This is a genomic window from Tessaracoccus sp. (genome assembly GCF_016714275.1).
Lineage (GTDB): Bacteria > Actinomycetota > Actinomycetes > Propionibacteriales > Propionibacteriaceae > Arachnia.
Map to the genome: position 1 here is coordinate 324,186 of NZ_JADJNP010000001.1, position 14,801 is coordinate 338,986.

The following is a 14,801-nucleotide window of genomic DNA, read 5'->3' on the forward strand; positions in this document are numbered from 1 at the left end:
GGGTGATTGCGGGGTGACCGATGGCCAGTAAGACCGTGACGATGCAGGACATCGCCACCGAACTCGGGGTCTCGCGCGCCCTCGTCTCCATGGCCTTTCGCAACGTGGCCGGCGTCAACGAGCAGACGAGGGAGCGGATCCTGGCAGCCGCCGACCGCCTCGGCTACCGCGTCAACCGCGTCGCCTCCCAGTTGGCGAGCAAGGCGAGCGACACGTTCGGTGTGTTCCTGCTCGACTTGCGCCAGGACGTCTACGCCGACATGTTCGACGGCATCCGTGACGTCGCCGACGCCCGCCAGCGGCACCTGGTGCTTGCCGTCGGATCGATCGACGGCCAGCGCGACGCCGAGGCGCTGGACAACCTCCTGCAGTCGCGCGTGGACGTCGTGATCGCCACGGGGCTTCTGCTCGAGGACGACGCCGTGCGCGCCTTCAACGAGCACGTCCCGCTGGTCAGCGTCGCCCGCCAGATCGACGGCGTCGACAGCGTCCACTCCGACAACCTCGCGGGGGCGACCGCCGCGACGGAGCACCTGATCTCGCTCGGGCACCGCAGGATCGCGTTCCTCGCCAACCCGCAAACCTCCGGCTACTTCGACCGGCAGCGTGGCTACCTCGCGGCGATGGCCGCCGCGGGCCTTGAGCCGCACGTCGTCGCCTCGCACTACTCCCGCACCAAGGCGGCAGCCGACATCGCGCCGGCCCTCGCGCTGCCGCCGGCCCGGCGCCCGACAGCGGTGTTCGCGCACAACGACCAGGCGGCGATGGGCGTGATCGACGCCATGTCCGCGCGGGGTCTGCGCACCCCGGACGACATCTCCGTCGTCGGCTACGACAACACGCCCGTTAGCCGCACGCCCGGCATGCAGCTGACCACCGTCGACATCCACGGCGAGGAGTTGGGCCGACTGGCCGCCGAGGCCGCGTTGCGCCGTCTGGCCGATCCCGATGCCCCGGCCGCCATCGTCGCCTCGACGCCGACGCTCATCGTCCGCGCGACGACGGCGCCGCCGCCTACTCTGCCCTGAGCTCGGCGATCCGCACGGGCCGGCCCGTGGCGACGGACCGCACGCACGCCTCAGCGAGGTACAGCGCCTCCAGCGCCTCCGCCGGGGTGCACGCCGTCGACGAGCGTCCCTCGATCACGTCCAGGAAGTGCGCCAGCTCGGCGACGTAGGCGTCCTCGAACCGCTCGTGGTAGATCAGGTACGGCTCCGCCTGCTGCCAGGAAAGGACCGCCTCGGCGGTGACCAGCGGGGCGCGGTCGTCCAGGCCGACGAACCGCCCACCCTCGGAGCCGTGCAGCTCGAGCCGGACGTCATGGCCCGCGCCGTTGTTGCGACTGGCGCTGACGACGGCGACCATCCCGTCGTCGTAGGTGACGATCGCGCTGCCGGAATCGACGTCGCCGTTCTCGCCGAAGTACGACTCCCCCATGTTCGACCCCACCGCGTAGAGGCTGACCGCCTCGCGGCCGGTCAGCCATCGGATGGCATCGAAATCGTGGCTGGCGCAGTCCTTGAAGAGGCCGCCCGACGTCGGCACGTAGGCGGCAGACGGCGGCTCGTGGTCGAAGGTGGTGGCGCGCAGCGTGTGCACGAACCCGAGCGCGCCTCCCTCGTAGGCGGCCTTGGCGCGGGTGTAGCCCGCGTCGAAGCGGCGCTGGAACCCGATCTGCACGGGCACGTCGGGCACCCGGGCCGCGTGCTCGACGACGGCGCGGGTGGTCTCGATGTCGAGTGCGATCGGCTTCTCACAGAACACGGGCAGCCGGGCGTCGAGCGCGCGGTGCAGCAGCTCCGCGTGCCGCGACGTCTTCGCGGTGATGACCACGCCGTCGAGCCCTGGATCGAAGGCCTCGTCGACGGTGACCGCGCGGGCCTTCGTCAGCCTCGCGGCCAACTCGGCGGCGCGGCCGTCGACGAAGTCCGCGAGGAGCAACTCGGTGACCCGGGGCATCGAGTCGAGCCGAGTGGCGTGCGCGGCGCCGATGATCCCGGACCCGACGAGCGAGATCCGCATCTCAGTACTCGATCTTCTCGCTGACGCCGCTGTGCAGGCTGCGCGTGGCCGCCTCGGCGATCGCCTGCGCCTTGAGGCCGTCAGACAGCGCCGGCTCGATCGGCGCGCCGGCCTCCAGCAGCTGAACGAAGTGATCCAGCGCGAGGGCGTAGGTGGGCTGCATGCGGTCGAACCAGCCTGCGGGCATGCCCGACTCTATGACCTGGCCCGCACCGTAACGGGTCACGGTGCGCGTGCGGTGCGCCTGCGACTGGACGAGTCCGGTCGAGCCGAGCACCTCGAGACGCTCGTCGTAGCCGTAACCGGTTCGGCGGTTGTTATCGATCTGGATGAGGGCGCCGTTGGGCAGCTTCAGCACGCAGACGGATGTGTCGACGTCGCCGTATTCGGCGAGGCGAGGCTCGGCCAGCGCGGACCCAGTGGCGAAGACCTCGACCGGGTCGGCGCCGGCGATCCACCGGGCGAGGTCGAAGAAGTGCACGGTCTGGTCACGGAACTGGCCACCGGAGACCTTGATGTACTCAAGGGGAGGGACGACGGGTCCGCGGCTGGTCAGCTGGATCAGCTCGACGGCGCCCACGGAGCCCTCGTCGACGATGCGCTTCAGCTCGGCGTGATCAGGGTCGAAGCGGCGGTTGAAGTTCACCATCACCTTTGCGCCCTTCGCGTACTCGACAACCTCGCGCGCGCGCTCGAGGGAGAGGTCGATGGGCTTCTCGCAGAGCGCGGCGACCCCGGCGTCGACGGCGGCCTTGAGGTTGGCGGCGTGAGTGTCGGTGGAGGAGGCGATGAACACGGCATCGACGCCGTCGATCGCCTCGTCCACCGACGACGCGGCCTTCGCCCCGTACTGGCCCGCGATCGCGGCGGCTCGATCCGCGGCGGCGTCATAGACGGACACGAACTCCACCAAAGGGTTCTCGGCGAGGTTTCGGGCGTGGACCGAGCCGATGAACCCGGCACCGAGGAGGGCAAAACGCTGCATCGTGGGATCTCCTTCATGGATGTTGCGTAACGGCGGCCTCGGGCTGAAGAGACCGCGACAATTGGACTACACTGGACCGGTCCAGCATATGCTTTCCGAGCAGATTCCGCCAAAGGAGAAAACACCATGAAGATTGCCGGAGCCCCGATCAGCTGGGGCGTGTGCGAAGTCCCCAACTGGGGCTACCAGATGACGCCCGAGCGCGTGCTGACCGAGATGCGCGAGATCGGCCTGACCGCCACCGAATTCGGCCCGCAGGGCTGGCTGCCGCTCGACGCCGAGGAGCGCGCCGCCGTCGTCAACGAGTTCGGGTTGAAGCCGGTCGGGGCGTTCTTCCTCGCCGTCATGCATGACCCCGAGTTCGACCCCATCCCGCAGGTCGAGCAGGAGCTCGAAGCCTTTGAGGTCGCGGGTGGCGAGTTCCTCGTGCTCGCGGCCGACTCCGGCCAGGAGGGCTACGACGACCGCCCCGTCCTCGACGAGCAGGGCTGGGCGACGCTTTTCAACAACCTCACCCGCATCCGCGAGGTCTGCGCCGCCAAGGGCGTCACCGCCTGCCTGCACCCGCACTGGGGCACCATGGTGCAGAACGTCGACGAGGTCGTGCGCGTGCTCGACAACTCCACCGTCGGCCTCTGCCTCGACACGGGTCACCTGACCGCCGGCGGCGCTGACGTCGTCGACCTTGTCGGGAAGTACGCCGACCGCGTCGACATCGTCCACGCAAAGGACGTCGACAAGGCGCTGACCGACAAGCTGCTGCCGGGCGAGCTGACCTGGAGCGAGGGCATCAAAGCGGGCATGTTCACGCCGATCGGCCAGGGTGACATCGACTTCGCCGCGATCGTCACGCTGCTCGACGACGCCGGCTTCGACGGCTACTGGGTGCTCGAGCAGGACATCATGCTCGACGAGGAGCCCCCGGCCGACGGCGGCCCGGTCGAGAACGCGAAGGCCTCCTTCGCCGCCCTCGCCGCCCTGGCCTGACCCGACTCGGGACACATCCCGGCAGAGTCGAGTGGATGCTGGACGATGCTGCACCGTTCCAGCATTTGACGTAGGCTGATCCCGCCGTCGCGCTCGAAAGGACTCGCCGTGGACATCTCCAAGGCACGCAACACCGATCCCCGCTACTCGAAGCTCACGATCGGGGTGTGTCCCGACCAGGGTGCGCGCGAGTACGTGGCATCCTTCGGCCTCGGCCTCGCCTGATCCGGAGGGATGACCCGCATGATGAACAAGCCCGCGCTCTACGCGGCCGGGGCCCAGTGACGCTCCCGCCGCGCGAGCTATCGGGGCGCGCGCCCACCATCCGCGACGTCGCGGAGCGGGCGGGAGTCTCCAAGTCGCTCGTATCCTCCGTGCTCCAGGGAAAGGGGCGCGTGAGCGACGCGAGCCGCCAGGCCATCCAACAGGCGATCGCGGACCTGGGCTACCGCCCCAACTCCCGGGCCAGGGCGCTTTCGCGGCAACGCTCCGACACCGTCGGCGTCATCGTCAACGATCTCAGCAACCCGTGGTTCATCGACCTCCTCGCGGGTCTCGCCACCACGCTGCACAGCTCGGGCCTTTCTCCCCTGCTCACTGACCGGGCCACCGACCACCGGATCGGCGTCAGCTCAATCACGAAGCTGCTCGGCCAGAATGTCGACGGCCTCGTCCTGGTCGGCACGATGCACGATGACGAGGCCGTTCAGAAGGCGGCCGGTCAACTGCCGATCGTGCTCGCGGGGACCCGTGACCCGAAGGTTCCTGGCACGGACATCGTCGTCGACGACGACAGGGCAGGCGCCCGTGCCGCGACGGAGCACCTGCTGGGACTCGGCCACACCCGGATCGGGCACCTCAGCGGACCGGACGAGATCGGCGTGCTGCGGAGCGCCGGCTTCCAGGATGCGATGCAGGCCGCGGGCCTCGACGCCGACGCCTACCACGAGCCCGCCGGCACCAGCGAGGAGGTCGGGTACGCCGTCAGCAGGCGGCTTCTCTCCCTACCCGTCCGTCCGACGGCGCTACTCGCCTTCAACGATATGACGGCCATCGGGGCGCTGTCGGCCGCGTTCGACCTCGGTCTGAGCGTGCCTACGGACCTTTCCCTGATCGGCTACGACAACACGTTCGTCGCGAAGATCCGGCACATCTCCCTGACCTCGGTCGACAACGGAAGCTTCGCCGTCGGGGCCCAGGCGGGCCGCTTCCTCATCGAGCGGCTGGCCACCCCAACGCTCCCCCAGCGGATCCACCAGGTGCCCGCCGAGCTACAGGTCCGCGGCTCGACCAGCACCCCGTACGCGTGAGCTCTTCGCTCCCACTTGGGCGTCTACGCGCCTGGCGCCGGCGTGCCTAGAATCTCCGGCACATCCACCCCCAAGGAGAACCCATGGCACCCCGTCCCCCACTCGCGACCCATGGGGCTACGCGCGCCGTAGCTCTCGTCACGGCGGTCCTGGCCTGCCTGCTCGGCCTCGGCGTCTCGCCGACGGCGCAGGCCGCGACGACATACGCGCTGAGCGGCACCATCACCTTCCCCGCCAGCGCTCCCGCCTCCGTGCGCAAGGCACTGGACCTCACGACCGGGAGCACCGACACCACGGGCGTCTACCTCTCCGTCTACGGGCCGGTCGGCAAGCCGTCGGCGAAGAACCGCTCCCTCGATCTGAAGCACCCCGACGTCGCCTACGTCGAGTCGACGGGCAGATGGTCGGTCACCGGCCTGGAGAGCGGCGACTACTACGTCACGATCAACGCCTGGCTGCCCGGCGGCGGCTCGGCGAGCGGGTACAGCACCGACACGCCGATCGCGATCACCGGCAACACGTCTCTCGGCACCACCGCGTTCACGGAGCAGGCCCGGCTGCAGCCCTCCTTCGGGTCCTGCCGCAACCGCCCCATCTACAAGATGTCGGCCAGGAACGTGGCAACCAGCAAGGAGTACTCCCTCCAGCCTGCCCAGGCCGGCTGGGACGACCCGGACTTCGTCGGATGCCCGGGCGACGCCTCCTTCGGTGTCTACAGGTTCGACGGTGCCCCCGTCGGCACCTACATCGTGTGGGCGGAGTGGCAGGAGGGCGCGACGACGGTCCGCGAGTACTTCCGGGGAGAGAAGCACACCGTCGAGGTCCCCCGGATCGACTTCGGCACCCCGAACGAGGCCGAGGCCACACAGCTGGCGCTCAAGCCCTGGGAGAGCACGCAGATCACCATGGCCGTCGGCTTCACGAGGGCGGTCTCGCCCGGCGCACCTGCGATCACCGGGACGACAAAGGTCGGCTCCAAGGTCGCGGCCCAGCCTGGCGCCTGGACGACGGGAACCGGCTTCACCTACCAGTGGAAGCGCGACGGCAAGGCCATCGCAGGCGCGACGGCGTCCAGCTACACGGCCGTCGGCGCCGACGCGAAGAAGAAGCTCACCGTCACCGTGACGGGCACCAAGTCCGGGTACCGGTTCGCGACGGCGACCTCGGCGGCCAAGACGATCGCGCCGGGCACGTTGACGACGACGAAGCCGAAGATCGCGGGCACTCGGAAGGTCGGGAAGACCCTCACCGTGACCCGCGGCTCGTGGACCGCCGGCACAACGTTCAGCTACACCTGGTACCGCAACGGCAAGACCATCAAGGGCGCGACGAAGTCCAGCTACAAGCTGACGAAGGCGGACGCGACGAAGACCATCAAGGTCAAGGCGACCGGCAAGAAGAGCGGCTACACGACCGCCTCGCGCACGTCGTCGGCCACCTCGAAGATCAAGAGCTGAGCCTAGTGTCCCGCCGACTGGTTGCGGCGTCAGCCGTGTAGCAGCCGTACACCCCACGGGCGGGTCGGCCGGAATACGGTTGAGACCATGGACCAACGGGGCGAGGTCGGGACGTTTCTCCGCAGCCGACGCGACAGGATCACACCGGAGCAGGCCGGGATCATCGGCGGGGGACGCCGTCGGGTCCCCGGGCTGCGCCGCGAGGAGGTGGCCACGCTGGCCGCGATCAGCGTGGACTACTACGCGCGGATGGAGCGCGGCGACCTGCGCGGGGTCTCCCCCGAGGTGCTCGACGCGCTCGCCCGCGCGCTCCACCTGGACGACGCCGAGGCCGACCACCTGCACGACCTCGCCCGCGCGGCCAACCCGCAACCGCCGGGGAGGCGCAGGCCGCGTGCGGAACAGACGGTGCGACCCAGCCTGCAACGGCTGGTCGACGCTGTCACCGGCGCCCCGGTCTGGGTGCGGGACCGCCGAATGAACCCCATCACGGCGAACCTGCTGGGCAGAGCGCTTTACCAGCCGATGCTGGACGACCCCGCCGGCCGCGGCAACACCGCCCGGTTCATGTTCCTCAGCCCCGCCTCGCGGCTCTTCTTCCCGAACTGGGAGCGCAGCGCCGACGACCTCGTCGCGACACTCCGGACGTCCGCCGGGCAGCATCCGCGAGACAGGCAGCTCACCGACCTGATCGGGGAGCTCGTCACCCGCAGCGACGCCTTCCGGCGGCGCTGGTCCGCTCACAACGTGCGATATCACCGCACGGGCATCAAGTGGATCCGCCACCCGGTCGTCGGCGACCTGGAGCTGACTTATGAGGCCATGGAATTGCCGGGCAATCCCGACTGGCTCATGTTCGGCTACACTTCCGAACCCGGCAGCCCTACCGAGGATCGCCTGAAGCTGCTCGGCAGCCTCGCCGCCACGCCGGCGAGCCCCTCAGGCAGCTCCGTTCACCCCGACCCGACGCCCCAGGCCGGACGGTTCACTGACGGCAAAATCTGACCGTCGGTCGGGATTTGATTCTCGGGTGAATGGTGGTTTGCGTTGAGGTGTCACCCCAACCGGGGAGGCATACGTCGCCCGAAGGGCGACACCCACGAAGTCGTGCGGAGTGCACGGCATCAGACCGTGTCCTGCACCATGCACCGAAAAGAGCGGACATGTTCAAGCACTCCGCAACTCGTACTCACGAGACCCGCACCCGCGCCGCCTCCGGCGCGTCCACCCGCGCCGCCTCTGGTGCGCGCGCCATCACGGCCATCTTCACCGTCGCAGCGGTGATCCTCGGTCTCGGGGTCGCTCTGACCCTCACCAACAACATCTGGCTCTTCGGCCTCGGCCTCGCTCTGATCGCCGGCACCCTCGGCGTCGCCACCTCCGCCACCGCAGAGGTCCGCGCCGAAGTACGCGCGACCCGCTGACAGCCATCCCCAACCGTCACAAAGGGCGGGCACCCCACAGGGTGCCCGCCCTTTCGTCGTGCCCCTCAGTTCACGCACCGATGCCAGGATGAGCCACTCCGAACGCAGCAAGGAGAGCACGGGGTCGGCCTTGGGGCTCCGGCCCGACACCCGGACGCGTCGTTCGCTTATAGCAAAACCTGACCGACGGTCGGGATTTGATTCTTTGTCCGCAGCCAGTTAGCGTTGAGGTATCACCCCAACCGGGGAGATAGTCGCCCCAGACGGGGAGACACACACAAAGTCGTGCGAGCGCACGACAACACATCGTGTCCGCCCGCACCATGCACCGAAAGGAGCGGACATGCTTAAGCACTCCGCAGCTCGTGTCAACGAGACCCGCACCGCGACCGCCTCTGACGCGCGCACCATCACGACCGTCTTCGCCGTCGCCGCGGTGATCCTCGGCCTCGGGGTCGCTCTGACCCTCGCCAGCCCCCTCTGGTTCTTCGTCCTCTTCCTGACCGTCGTCGGCCTCGGCGTCGCGTCCGAGGTTCGCGCCGCGCGCCGATAACCACCCCGACCCAACAGAGGGCGGGCACCCCACCGGGGTGCCCGCCCTCTGACGTCGTCGTCAGTTCAGGTACTGGCGCTGCGGCTGCTTCATGCCGACGTACCACTCCCGCGCCTGCTGCGTGGATTCGATCCGCGACACCTCGGAGATCGGCACGTCCCACCAGCTGGAACCGGGCGGGTTGGGGCCGTACAGGTTGGTCTCGATGTGGATCATCACCGCGACATCGGAGGCGACCGCCTCGGCGTAGGCGGCCTCGAACTCGTCGATGGTCGTGACGCGAATCGCTCTGAGGCCCCACGACTCCGCGTTGGCCGCGATGTCGACCGGCAGCAGGGAACCGTCGGCGTTGTGCGCGACGCCCTTGCGGTAACGCGTGCCGAAGCGCTGCGAGCCATGCGACTCCGACAGCGCGCCGATCGACGCGAAGCCGTAGTTCTGCAGCAGCACGAAGATGACCTTGATGCCCTCCTGAACGATGGTCGCGAGCTCCATCGGCAGCATCTGGTAGGTGCCGTCGCCGACGATCGCGACCACCTCGGACTCCGGCAGCGCGAGCTTGACTCCCAGCGCGGCGGGGATCTCGTAGCCCATCGTCGAGAACGCGTACTCCAGGTGGTACTGCACGGGCGTCTTGGCCTGCCACAGGCACTGCAGGTCGCCCGGCATCGAGCCGGCGGCGTTGATCACGACGTCGTTGTCACCCATCAGGCGGTTCAGCGAGCCGAACACCTCGGTCTGGGCGGGCAGCTCGTTCCGCGTCGTGTAGCAGGCCTCCGTCGCGGCGGCCCACTCCTCGCGGAGCTCCGCGATCTGCTCCGAGTACGTCGAGGGCACGCGATAGCCGGCAAGGGCCGCGGTCAGCGCGACCAACGCCTCCCGGGCATCCGCGACCACCATCTCGGCCGCGTGCTTCGCCGCGTCGAACGCGCCGACGTTGATGTTGACGAAGGTGACGTCCGGGTTCTTGAACTGGGTGTGCGAGGCGGTGGTGAAGTCCGAGTAACGCGTACCGATGCCGATCACGACGTCCGCGGCCTCGGCTAGCACGTTGGCCGACTTGGCACCCGTCGAGCCCACGCCGCCCACGGCGCACGGGTGGTCGAAGTTGATCGCGCCCTTGCCTGCCTGCGTATCGGAGACCGGGATGCCGGTGGCCGACGCGAATGCGCGCAGCTCCTCTGAGGCCAGCGAGTAGATGGTGCCGCCACCGGAGACGACCAGCGGACGCTCGGCGCCGCGGATGATCTCGGCCGCGCGCTCGATCGCAACGGGCTCCGGGGCGGGGCGGCGGATGCGCCACGTGCGCGGCTTGAAGAACTCGACGGGGAAGTCATAGGCCTCTGCCTGCACGTCCTGCGGCAGCGCGACGGTGACCGCGCCGGTGTCGACCGGGTCGGTGAGCACGCGCATCGCGTTCATCAGGGACGAGATCAGCTGCTCGGGGCGCTCGATCCGGTCGAAGAACCGGGAGACCGGCCGGAAGCAGTCCGTGGCGCTGACGGCCAGCGACGACGGATCCTCGATCTGCTGCAGCACCGGATCCGGGTGGCGGGTCGCGAACTGGTCCGATGGGAACAGCAGCACGGGAAGCCGGTTGGTGGTGGCCAGCGCGGCGCCGGTCACCATGTTCAGCGAGCCGGGACCGATCGACGCGGTGCACATGTAGGTCTGCTGACGGTTGGTCGCCTTCGCGAACGCGGCCGCCGCGTTGACCATGCCCTGCTCGTTGCGGGGCATGATGTAGGGCATCGCGCCGCCGTCCGGCTCGGGATCGATCTCGTTCTGCAGCAGCGCCTGCCCGATGCCGGCGACGTTGCCGTGCCCGAAGATGCCGAACGCGCCGGCGATCAGGCGCTTGGACTCGCCGTCGGCCTCGACGAATTGATTGACGAGGAAGCGGATGGTCGCCTGCCCGACGGTGAGGCGTACGGTTTCCGACATGTTCACTCCTTAGTTGAGGGGGGTCATGGGCAGGCGGGGATCGACCTCTTGGGTGTTCCAGGTCTCCCGCAGCCAGGTGTATTCGGGGTCATCGGTCATGAGCCAGGTGGCATCCTCGGCCGGGCCTGCCATGACGTTCAGATAGTAGAGGTCGTATCCGGGCGCGGCGATGGAGGGGCCGTGATAGCCGTGGGGCATGATCACGACGTCGCGGGAGTGGACCTCGGCGCACACGTCGATGGGCTTGCCGGGCGAAGGGTAGATCCGCTGGATCGCCATGCCCGTGGTGCCGTTCGCGGCCGGCCGCACCTCGTAGTAGTAGATCTCCTCCAACACGCGCTCGACGTCGTTGTGCTCGTCGTGCTTGTGCGGCGGGTAGCTGGACCAGTTGCCGCCGGGGGTAAGCACCTCGCAGGCGAGCAAGTGGGAGGTGTCCAGCGTGTTACCCAGCGCGTAGTTGTTGACCTGGCGCGAGCAGTTGCCCGCTCCCCGCAGCGTCGTGACCACCTCGGAGGCCGGGCAGTAGCGCACGGGCAGGTCTGTCGTCGCCTTCGACGCGGGCAGCGCGAAGCGGCCGCCGTGCTGACTCCGGACGGTGAAGGTGGTGTCGCGCGGGATGTAGAGGTAGTCGGTGATCGCCGTCCACACCTCCGGACGGCCGGAGATTCGGTGCGACGCGCCGTCGACCTCGACGACGCAGCCGCCGGAGAGCGGCAGCACGAGCAGCTCGCTGTCGCCGGTGCTCACCTCCTGTGCGCCGTCGGCCGGCAGCGCCAGCACCTTGATCGCGCTGAACTCCCAGCCCGCGCGCTCGGCGGTGACGTCGGTCTCGAACTGGCCGTGCGCCGTCGATCCCGCCCGGATCACATAGGTGTCGTTGTCGCTCATCTATCCCTCCATCTCGAAGCCCCGCCCCGCGGCGGCCAGCAGCTCTGCTACCTCGTCCTGACGCGGCATCGCGGTCGAGCACTCCAGCCGCGACGCGACGATGGCGCCCGCTGCGGACGCGAAGGTCGCGATCTGCTCGACGCCCCAGCCATTCAGGACACCATGACACACGGCGCCACCGAACGCGTCGCCTGCGCCGAGTCCGTTGACGACCTCAACGGGGAAGGCCGGGACGAAGGCGCGCTCGGTCCGCGACTTCACCAGCGTCCCCGTCGGCCCCTGCTTCACGAACGCGATCTCCACGCCACGCTCGAGCAGGGCGTCGGCGGCGCGCTCGGGGTCACTCTCCCCCACGGCGATCCTGCACTCCTCGACGTTCCCGATCGCCACGTCGACGCTGCCGAGCACACGGGCCACGGCCTCGGAGGCCGACGCCTCGTCGATCCAGAACCGGGGCCGGTAATCGAGGTCGAGGACGGCGAGACCATCACGATGCCGGGCGAGGGCCAGCTCGTGCATGGCGCGCGACGGCTCCGCGGAAAGGCCGCTGACGGTGAGCCAGAGGATGCGATAGCGCTCGAGGTCCGCGGGCAGATGCTCCGGGCCGACCTCGAGATCCGGGGTGGTGGGCCATCGGTAGAAGTAGAGCGGGAAGTCGTCCGGCGGGAACAGCTCGCAGAACGTGACCGGGGTGTTGAAGTGGGGGTTGGTGACCACGAGCGACGGGTCGACACCCAACCGGGCGAGCTCGGTGACAACGAAGCGACCGAACGGATCGTCGCCGACCCCGGTGAGCACGGCGGCGTCGCGGCCGTAGCGGGCACACGCGACGGCGACGTTGGTCGCGGAGCCGCCGAGGAACTTGGCGAAGGTGTCGACGTCCTCCAGGCGGCGGCCGGGCTGCATCGGGTAGAGATCGACGCCGCACCGGCCAATAGCCAGCACGTCGCGTGACCTCGAGCCATCCACCCCGACGACCTCCCTCTTTGCGCCCGAGTCTGCCGGAAACCGACCGTTCCGTCAAACTATGTTCTGACAAATATAGCGCACCGATACGCGGTATGATCACCGGGATCAAGGCACGGTCACGGCATGGTGAGACATACCGACCCTGCGGACGGAGGTTGATATGGACGAGACCTACACACCTGAGATCATCATGGACAGGGAGTCCTCCACGCCCTTGTATGAACAGATCGCCCGGCCGATCGAGGCCGCGATCCTCTCCGGTGAGCTGCCGGCGGGCGCCCTCATCGAGGACGAGGTCTCGATGGCCATGCGTCTCGACGTCGCGCGCCCCACCGCGCGCCGCGCGCTGCAGGAACTGGCGAACAAGGGCCTGCTGACGCGACGCCGCGGCGTCGGCACTCGCGTCACCCCGCCCCATGTACACCGTCCCATGAAGCTCTCGTCCCTCAACGAGGACCTCGCGCTCGCCGGCTTCACCCCCACCACGAAGGTCCTGGGCTACGGCGTACGCGAAGCGACGGCCGAGGAGGCGAGCGAGCTCGACATCAAGGCGGGCGACGGCATCCTCGACGTCAAGCGCCTCCGCTATGCCGACGACCACCCGCTCGCCGTCCTCACCAACCTGATCCCGCTCGACATCGCGCCGTCCTGGCAGGACCTGGGCGCCAACGGCCTGTATCACTGCCTGCGCGAGCACGGCGTCGACATCGCCGCCGCCAGCCAGCAGATCGGCGCCCGCGGCGCGACCGCCGAGGAGGCCGAGCTCCTCGGGGAGCACCCTGGCGCCCCGCTGCTGACGATGCACCGCGTCGGACGCACCGCCGAGGGCCGTGTCGTCGAGGTGGGAACGCACGTCTACCGCCCCAGCCTCTACTCCTTCCGGTTCTCCCTCTTCACGTCCTGAGCCAGCCTCCACCCGCCTTCAGCGGCCGAAAACCGACGCTCATTTGTTCTAACATTAGGTTGACACGTGAGCCCAAGGTGGGGTGTAATGGGTGACGAATCGCGGCGTTGCGGCCGCCATGTAAATACAGGAGCACCCGATGGCTGACATCACCTACACCCCCGGCCCGCTGCTTGACGCGGCGCAGACCACGCCAACCGCGCTGTGGAACGACTCGTCCGACCTCGCGGAGCTGAAGCAGTCGATCTCCTTCGGCGGGGTCGGCGCGACCTGCAACCCGGTGATCGCGTACACCACGATCTCCAAGAACCTCGACGTATGGAAGCCTCGGATCCAGGCCATCGCCGACGCCAACCCCACCTGGGGCCTTGCCGATATCGGCTGGCAGGCCGTCAAGGACATGTCGATCGAGGCCGCGCAGCTGCTCGAGCCGATCTTCGACGAGCACAAGGGCCGCAACGGCCGCCTTTCGGTACAGACCGACCCCCGCTTCTTCCGCAACGCCAAGGCGCTCGCCGACCAGGCCGAGGAGTTCCACAACCTCGCCAAGAACATCGTGGTGAAGATCCCCGCGACCAAGACCGGCCTCGAGGCCATCGAGGACGCCACCTCCCGCGGCGTCTCCATCAACGTCACCGTTTCCTTCTCCGTGCCGCAGGCCGTGCAGGCCGCCGAGGCCATCGAGCGGGGCCTGAAGGCCCGCGAGGCCGCAGGCCACGACGTCTCCGAGATGGGCCCCGTTGTCACCATCATGGGCGGCCGGCTCGACGACTGGCTGAAGCACGTCGTCGCCCGCGACAAGGTCTTCATCGATCCTTCCGCGCTCGAATGGGCCGGCGTCGCGTGCATGAAGCGCGCCTACCAGGTGTTCCAGGAGCGCGGCTACCGCTCGCGCGTCCTCTCCGCCGCCTTCCGCAACGTGATGCAGTGGTCGGAACTCGTCGGCGGCGACGTCGTCGTCTCCCCGCCCTTCGGCTGGCAGAAGATCATCCAGGGCTCCGACTACGTCGTCGAGCCGAAGATCGACGTGCCGGTGCGTGAGGACTACATCGAGCAGCTGAACCGCCTCGAGGACTTCCGCCGCGCCTACGAGGTCGACGGCATGACGGAAGAGGAGTTCGAGAGCTTCGGCCCCACCCGCAAGACGCTGCGCCAGTTCCTGCAGGCCGACGCCGACCTCGACCAGCTGGTCGCCGACATCCTCGTCCCCGCTCCCTGACAGGGTCACCCGAACACAGATCTCTCCATGTGGCGCGCCAGGCCATATAGACCTGGCCCTCCGCATGGAGAGATCTGTGTTCGCGCAGGTAGGGTTCTCCTCACCAACGCCGACAGCCGGTCTCACCGGCAGCCCTCCG

14 protein-coding genes are annotated in these 14,801 nt (G+C 68.7%); 9 read left to right on the forward strand and 5 right to left on the reverse strand.

Annotation, left to right across the window (positions count from 1 at the left end; translation table 11 throughout):
- The first annotated feature begins 20 nt into the window (after positions 1 to 20).
- Complete coding sequence (locus IPJ61_RS01550; RefSeq protein ID WP_297102333.1) at positions 21 to 1,028, forward strand: LacI family DNA-binding transcriptional regulator; 1,008 nt, start codon at positions 21 to 23, stop codon at positions 1,026 to 1,028.
- Here IPJ61_RS01550 and IPJ61_RS01555 read toward each other — a convergent pair.
- Both IPJ61_RS01555 and IPJ61_RS01560 read right to left on the reverse strand, forming a co-directional pair.
- The gene (locus IPJ61_RS01555) at positions 1,015 to 2,022 is read right to left on the reverse strand and encodes a Gfo/Idh/MocA family protein (RefSeq protein ID WP_297102335.1); all 1,008 of its coding nucleotides are present in this window, start codon (positions 2,020 to 2,022) and stop codon (positions 1,015 to 1,017) included. The genes IPJ61_RS01550 and IPJ61_RS01555 overlap by 14 nt on opposite strands.
- 1 nt (position 2,023) lies before the next feature.
- Complete coding sequence (locus IPJ61_RS01560; protein ID WP_297102336.1) at positions 2,024 to 3,007, reverse strand: Gfo/Idh/MocA family oxidoreductase; 984 nt, start codon at positions 3,005 to 3,007, stop codon at positions 2,024 to 2,026.
- A 126-nt stretch (positions 3,008 to 3,133) separates the two neighbouring features.
- Here IPJ61_RS01560 and IPJ61_RS01565 point away from each other — a divergent pair, with 126 nt between their 5' ends.
- From IPJ61_RS01565 to IPJ61_RS01590, 6 genes are all read left to right on the forward strand, one after another.
- Positions 3,134 to 3,994, forward strand: coding sequence for a sugar phosphate isomerase/epimerase family protein (locus IPJ61_RS01565; protein ID WP_297102338.1), 861 nt, complete (start codon positions 3,134 to 3,136; stop codon positions 3,992 to 3,994).
- 281 nt (positions 3,995 to 4,275) lie between these two features.
- Positions 4,276 to 5,304, forward strand: coding sequence for a LacI family DNA-binding transcriptional regulator (locus IPJ61_RS01570; protein ID WP_297102340.1), 1,029 nt, complete (start codon positions 4,276 to 4,278; stop codon positions 5,302 to 5,304).
- A gap of 83 nt (positions 5,305 to 5,387) precedes the next feature.
- Complete coding sequence (locus tag IPJ61_RS01575; RefSeq protein ID WP_297102341.1) at positions 5,388 to 6,761, forward strand: hypothetical protein; 1,374 nt, start codon at positions 5,388 to 5,390, stop codon at positions 6,759 to 6,761.
- Positions 6,762 to 6,848: 87 nt separating this feature from the next.
- Positions 6,849 to 7,766: a helix-turn-helix transcriptional regulator gene (locus IPJ61_RS01580; RefSeq protein ID WP_297102343.1), complete on the forward strand. Its 918-nt coding sequence runs from the start codon at positions 6,849 to 6,851 to the stop codon at positions 7,764 to 7,766.
- A gap of 158 nt (positions 7,767 to 7,924) precedes the next feature.
- On the forward strand, positions 7,925 to 8,185 hold the full coding sequence (locus IPJ61_RS01585; RefSeq protein WP_297102345.1) for a hypothetical protein: 261 nt from the start codon (positions 7,925 to 7,927) through the stop codon (positions 8,183 to 8,185).
- 343 nt (positions 8,186 to 8,528) lie between these two features.
- Complete coding sequence (locus IPJ61_RS01590; protein WP_297102348.1) at positions 8,529 to 8,738, forward strand: hypothetical protein; 210 nt, start codon at positions 8,529 to 8,531, stop codon at positions 8,736 to 8,738.
- A gap of 60 nt (positions 8,739 to 8,798) precedes the next feature.
- On the opposite strand, the gene iolD is transcribed toward IPJ61_RS01590, so the two are convergent.
- From iolD to iolC, 3 genes are read right to left on the reverse strand one after another with little or no spacing between them, the layout of a single operon-like run.
- Entirely contained in the window at positions 8,799 to 10,682 is a 1,884-nt protein-coding gene (gene iolD, locus IPJ61_RS01595) for a 3D-(3,5/4)-trihydroxycyclohexane-1,2-dione acylhydrolase (decyclizing) (RefSeq protein WP_297102350.1), read from the reverse strand.
- 9 nt (positions 10,683 to 10,691) lie between these two features.
- Complete coding sequence (gene iolB / locus IPJ61_RS01600; RefSeq protein WP_297102352.1) at positions 10,692 to 11,570, reverse strand: 5-deoxy-glucuronate isomerase; 879 nt, start codon at positions 11,568 to 11,570, stop codon at positions 10,692 to 10,694.
- A complete protein-coding gene (iolC, locus tag IPJ61_RS01605) occupies positions 11,571 to 12,539 on the reverse strand; it encodes a 5-dehydro-2-deoxygluconokinase (protein ID WP_297102354.1) in 969 nt (322 codons plus the stop codon).
- A gap of 160 nt (positions 12,540 to 12,699) precedes the next feature.
- Here iolC and IPJ61_RS01610 point away from each other — a divergent pair, with 160 nt between their 5' ends.
- The gene (locus IPJ61_RS01610; RefSeq protein WP_297102356.1) at positions 12,700 to 13,443 is read left to right on the forward strand and encodes a GntR family transcriptional regulator; all 744 of its coding nucleotides are present in this window, start codon (positions 12,700 to 12,702) and stop codon (positions 13,441 to 13,443) included.
- 139 nt (positions 13,444 to 13,582) lie between these two features.
- On the forward strand, positions 13,583 to 14,662 hold the full coding sequence (locus IPJ61_RS01615; RefSeq protein WP_297102358.1) for a transaldolase family protein: 1,080 nt from the start codon (positions 13,583 to 13,585) through the stop codon (positions 14,660 to 14,662).
- Positions 14,663 to 14,801: the final 139 nt, after the last annotated feature.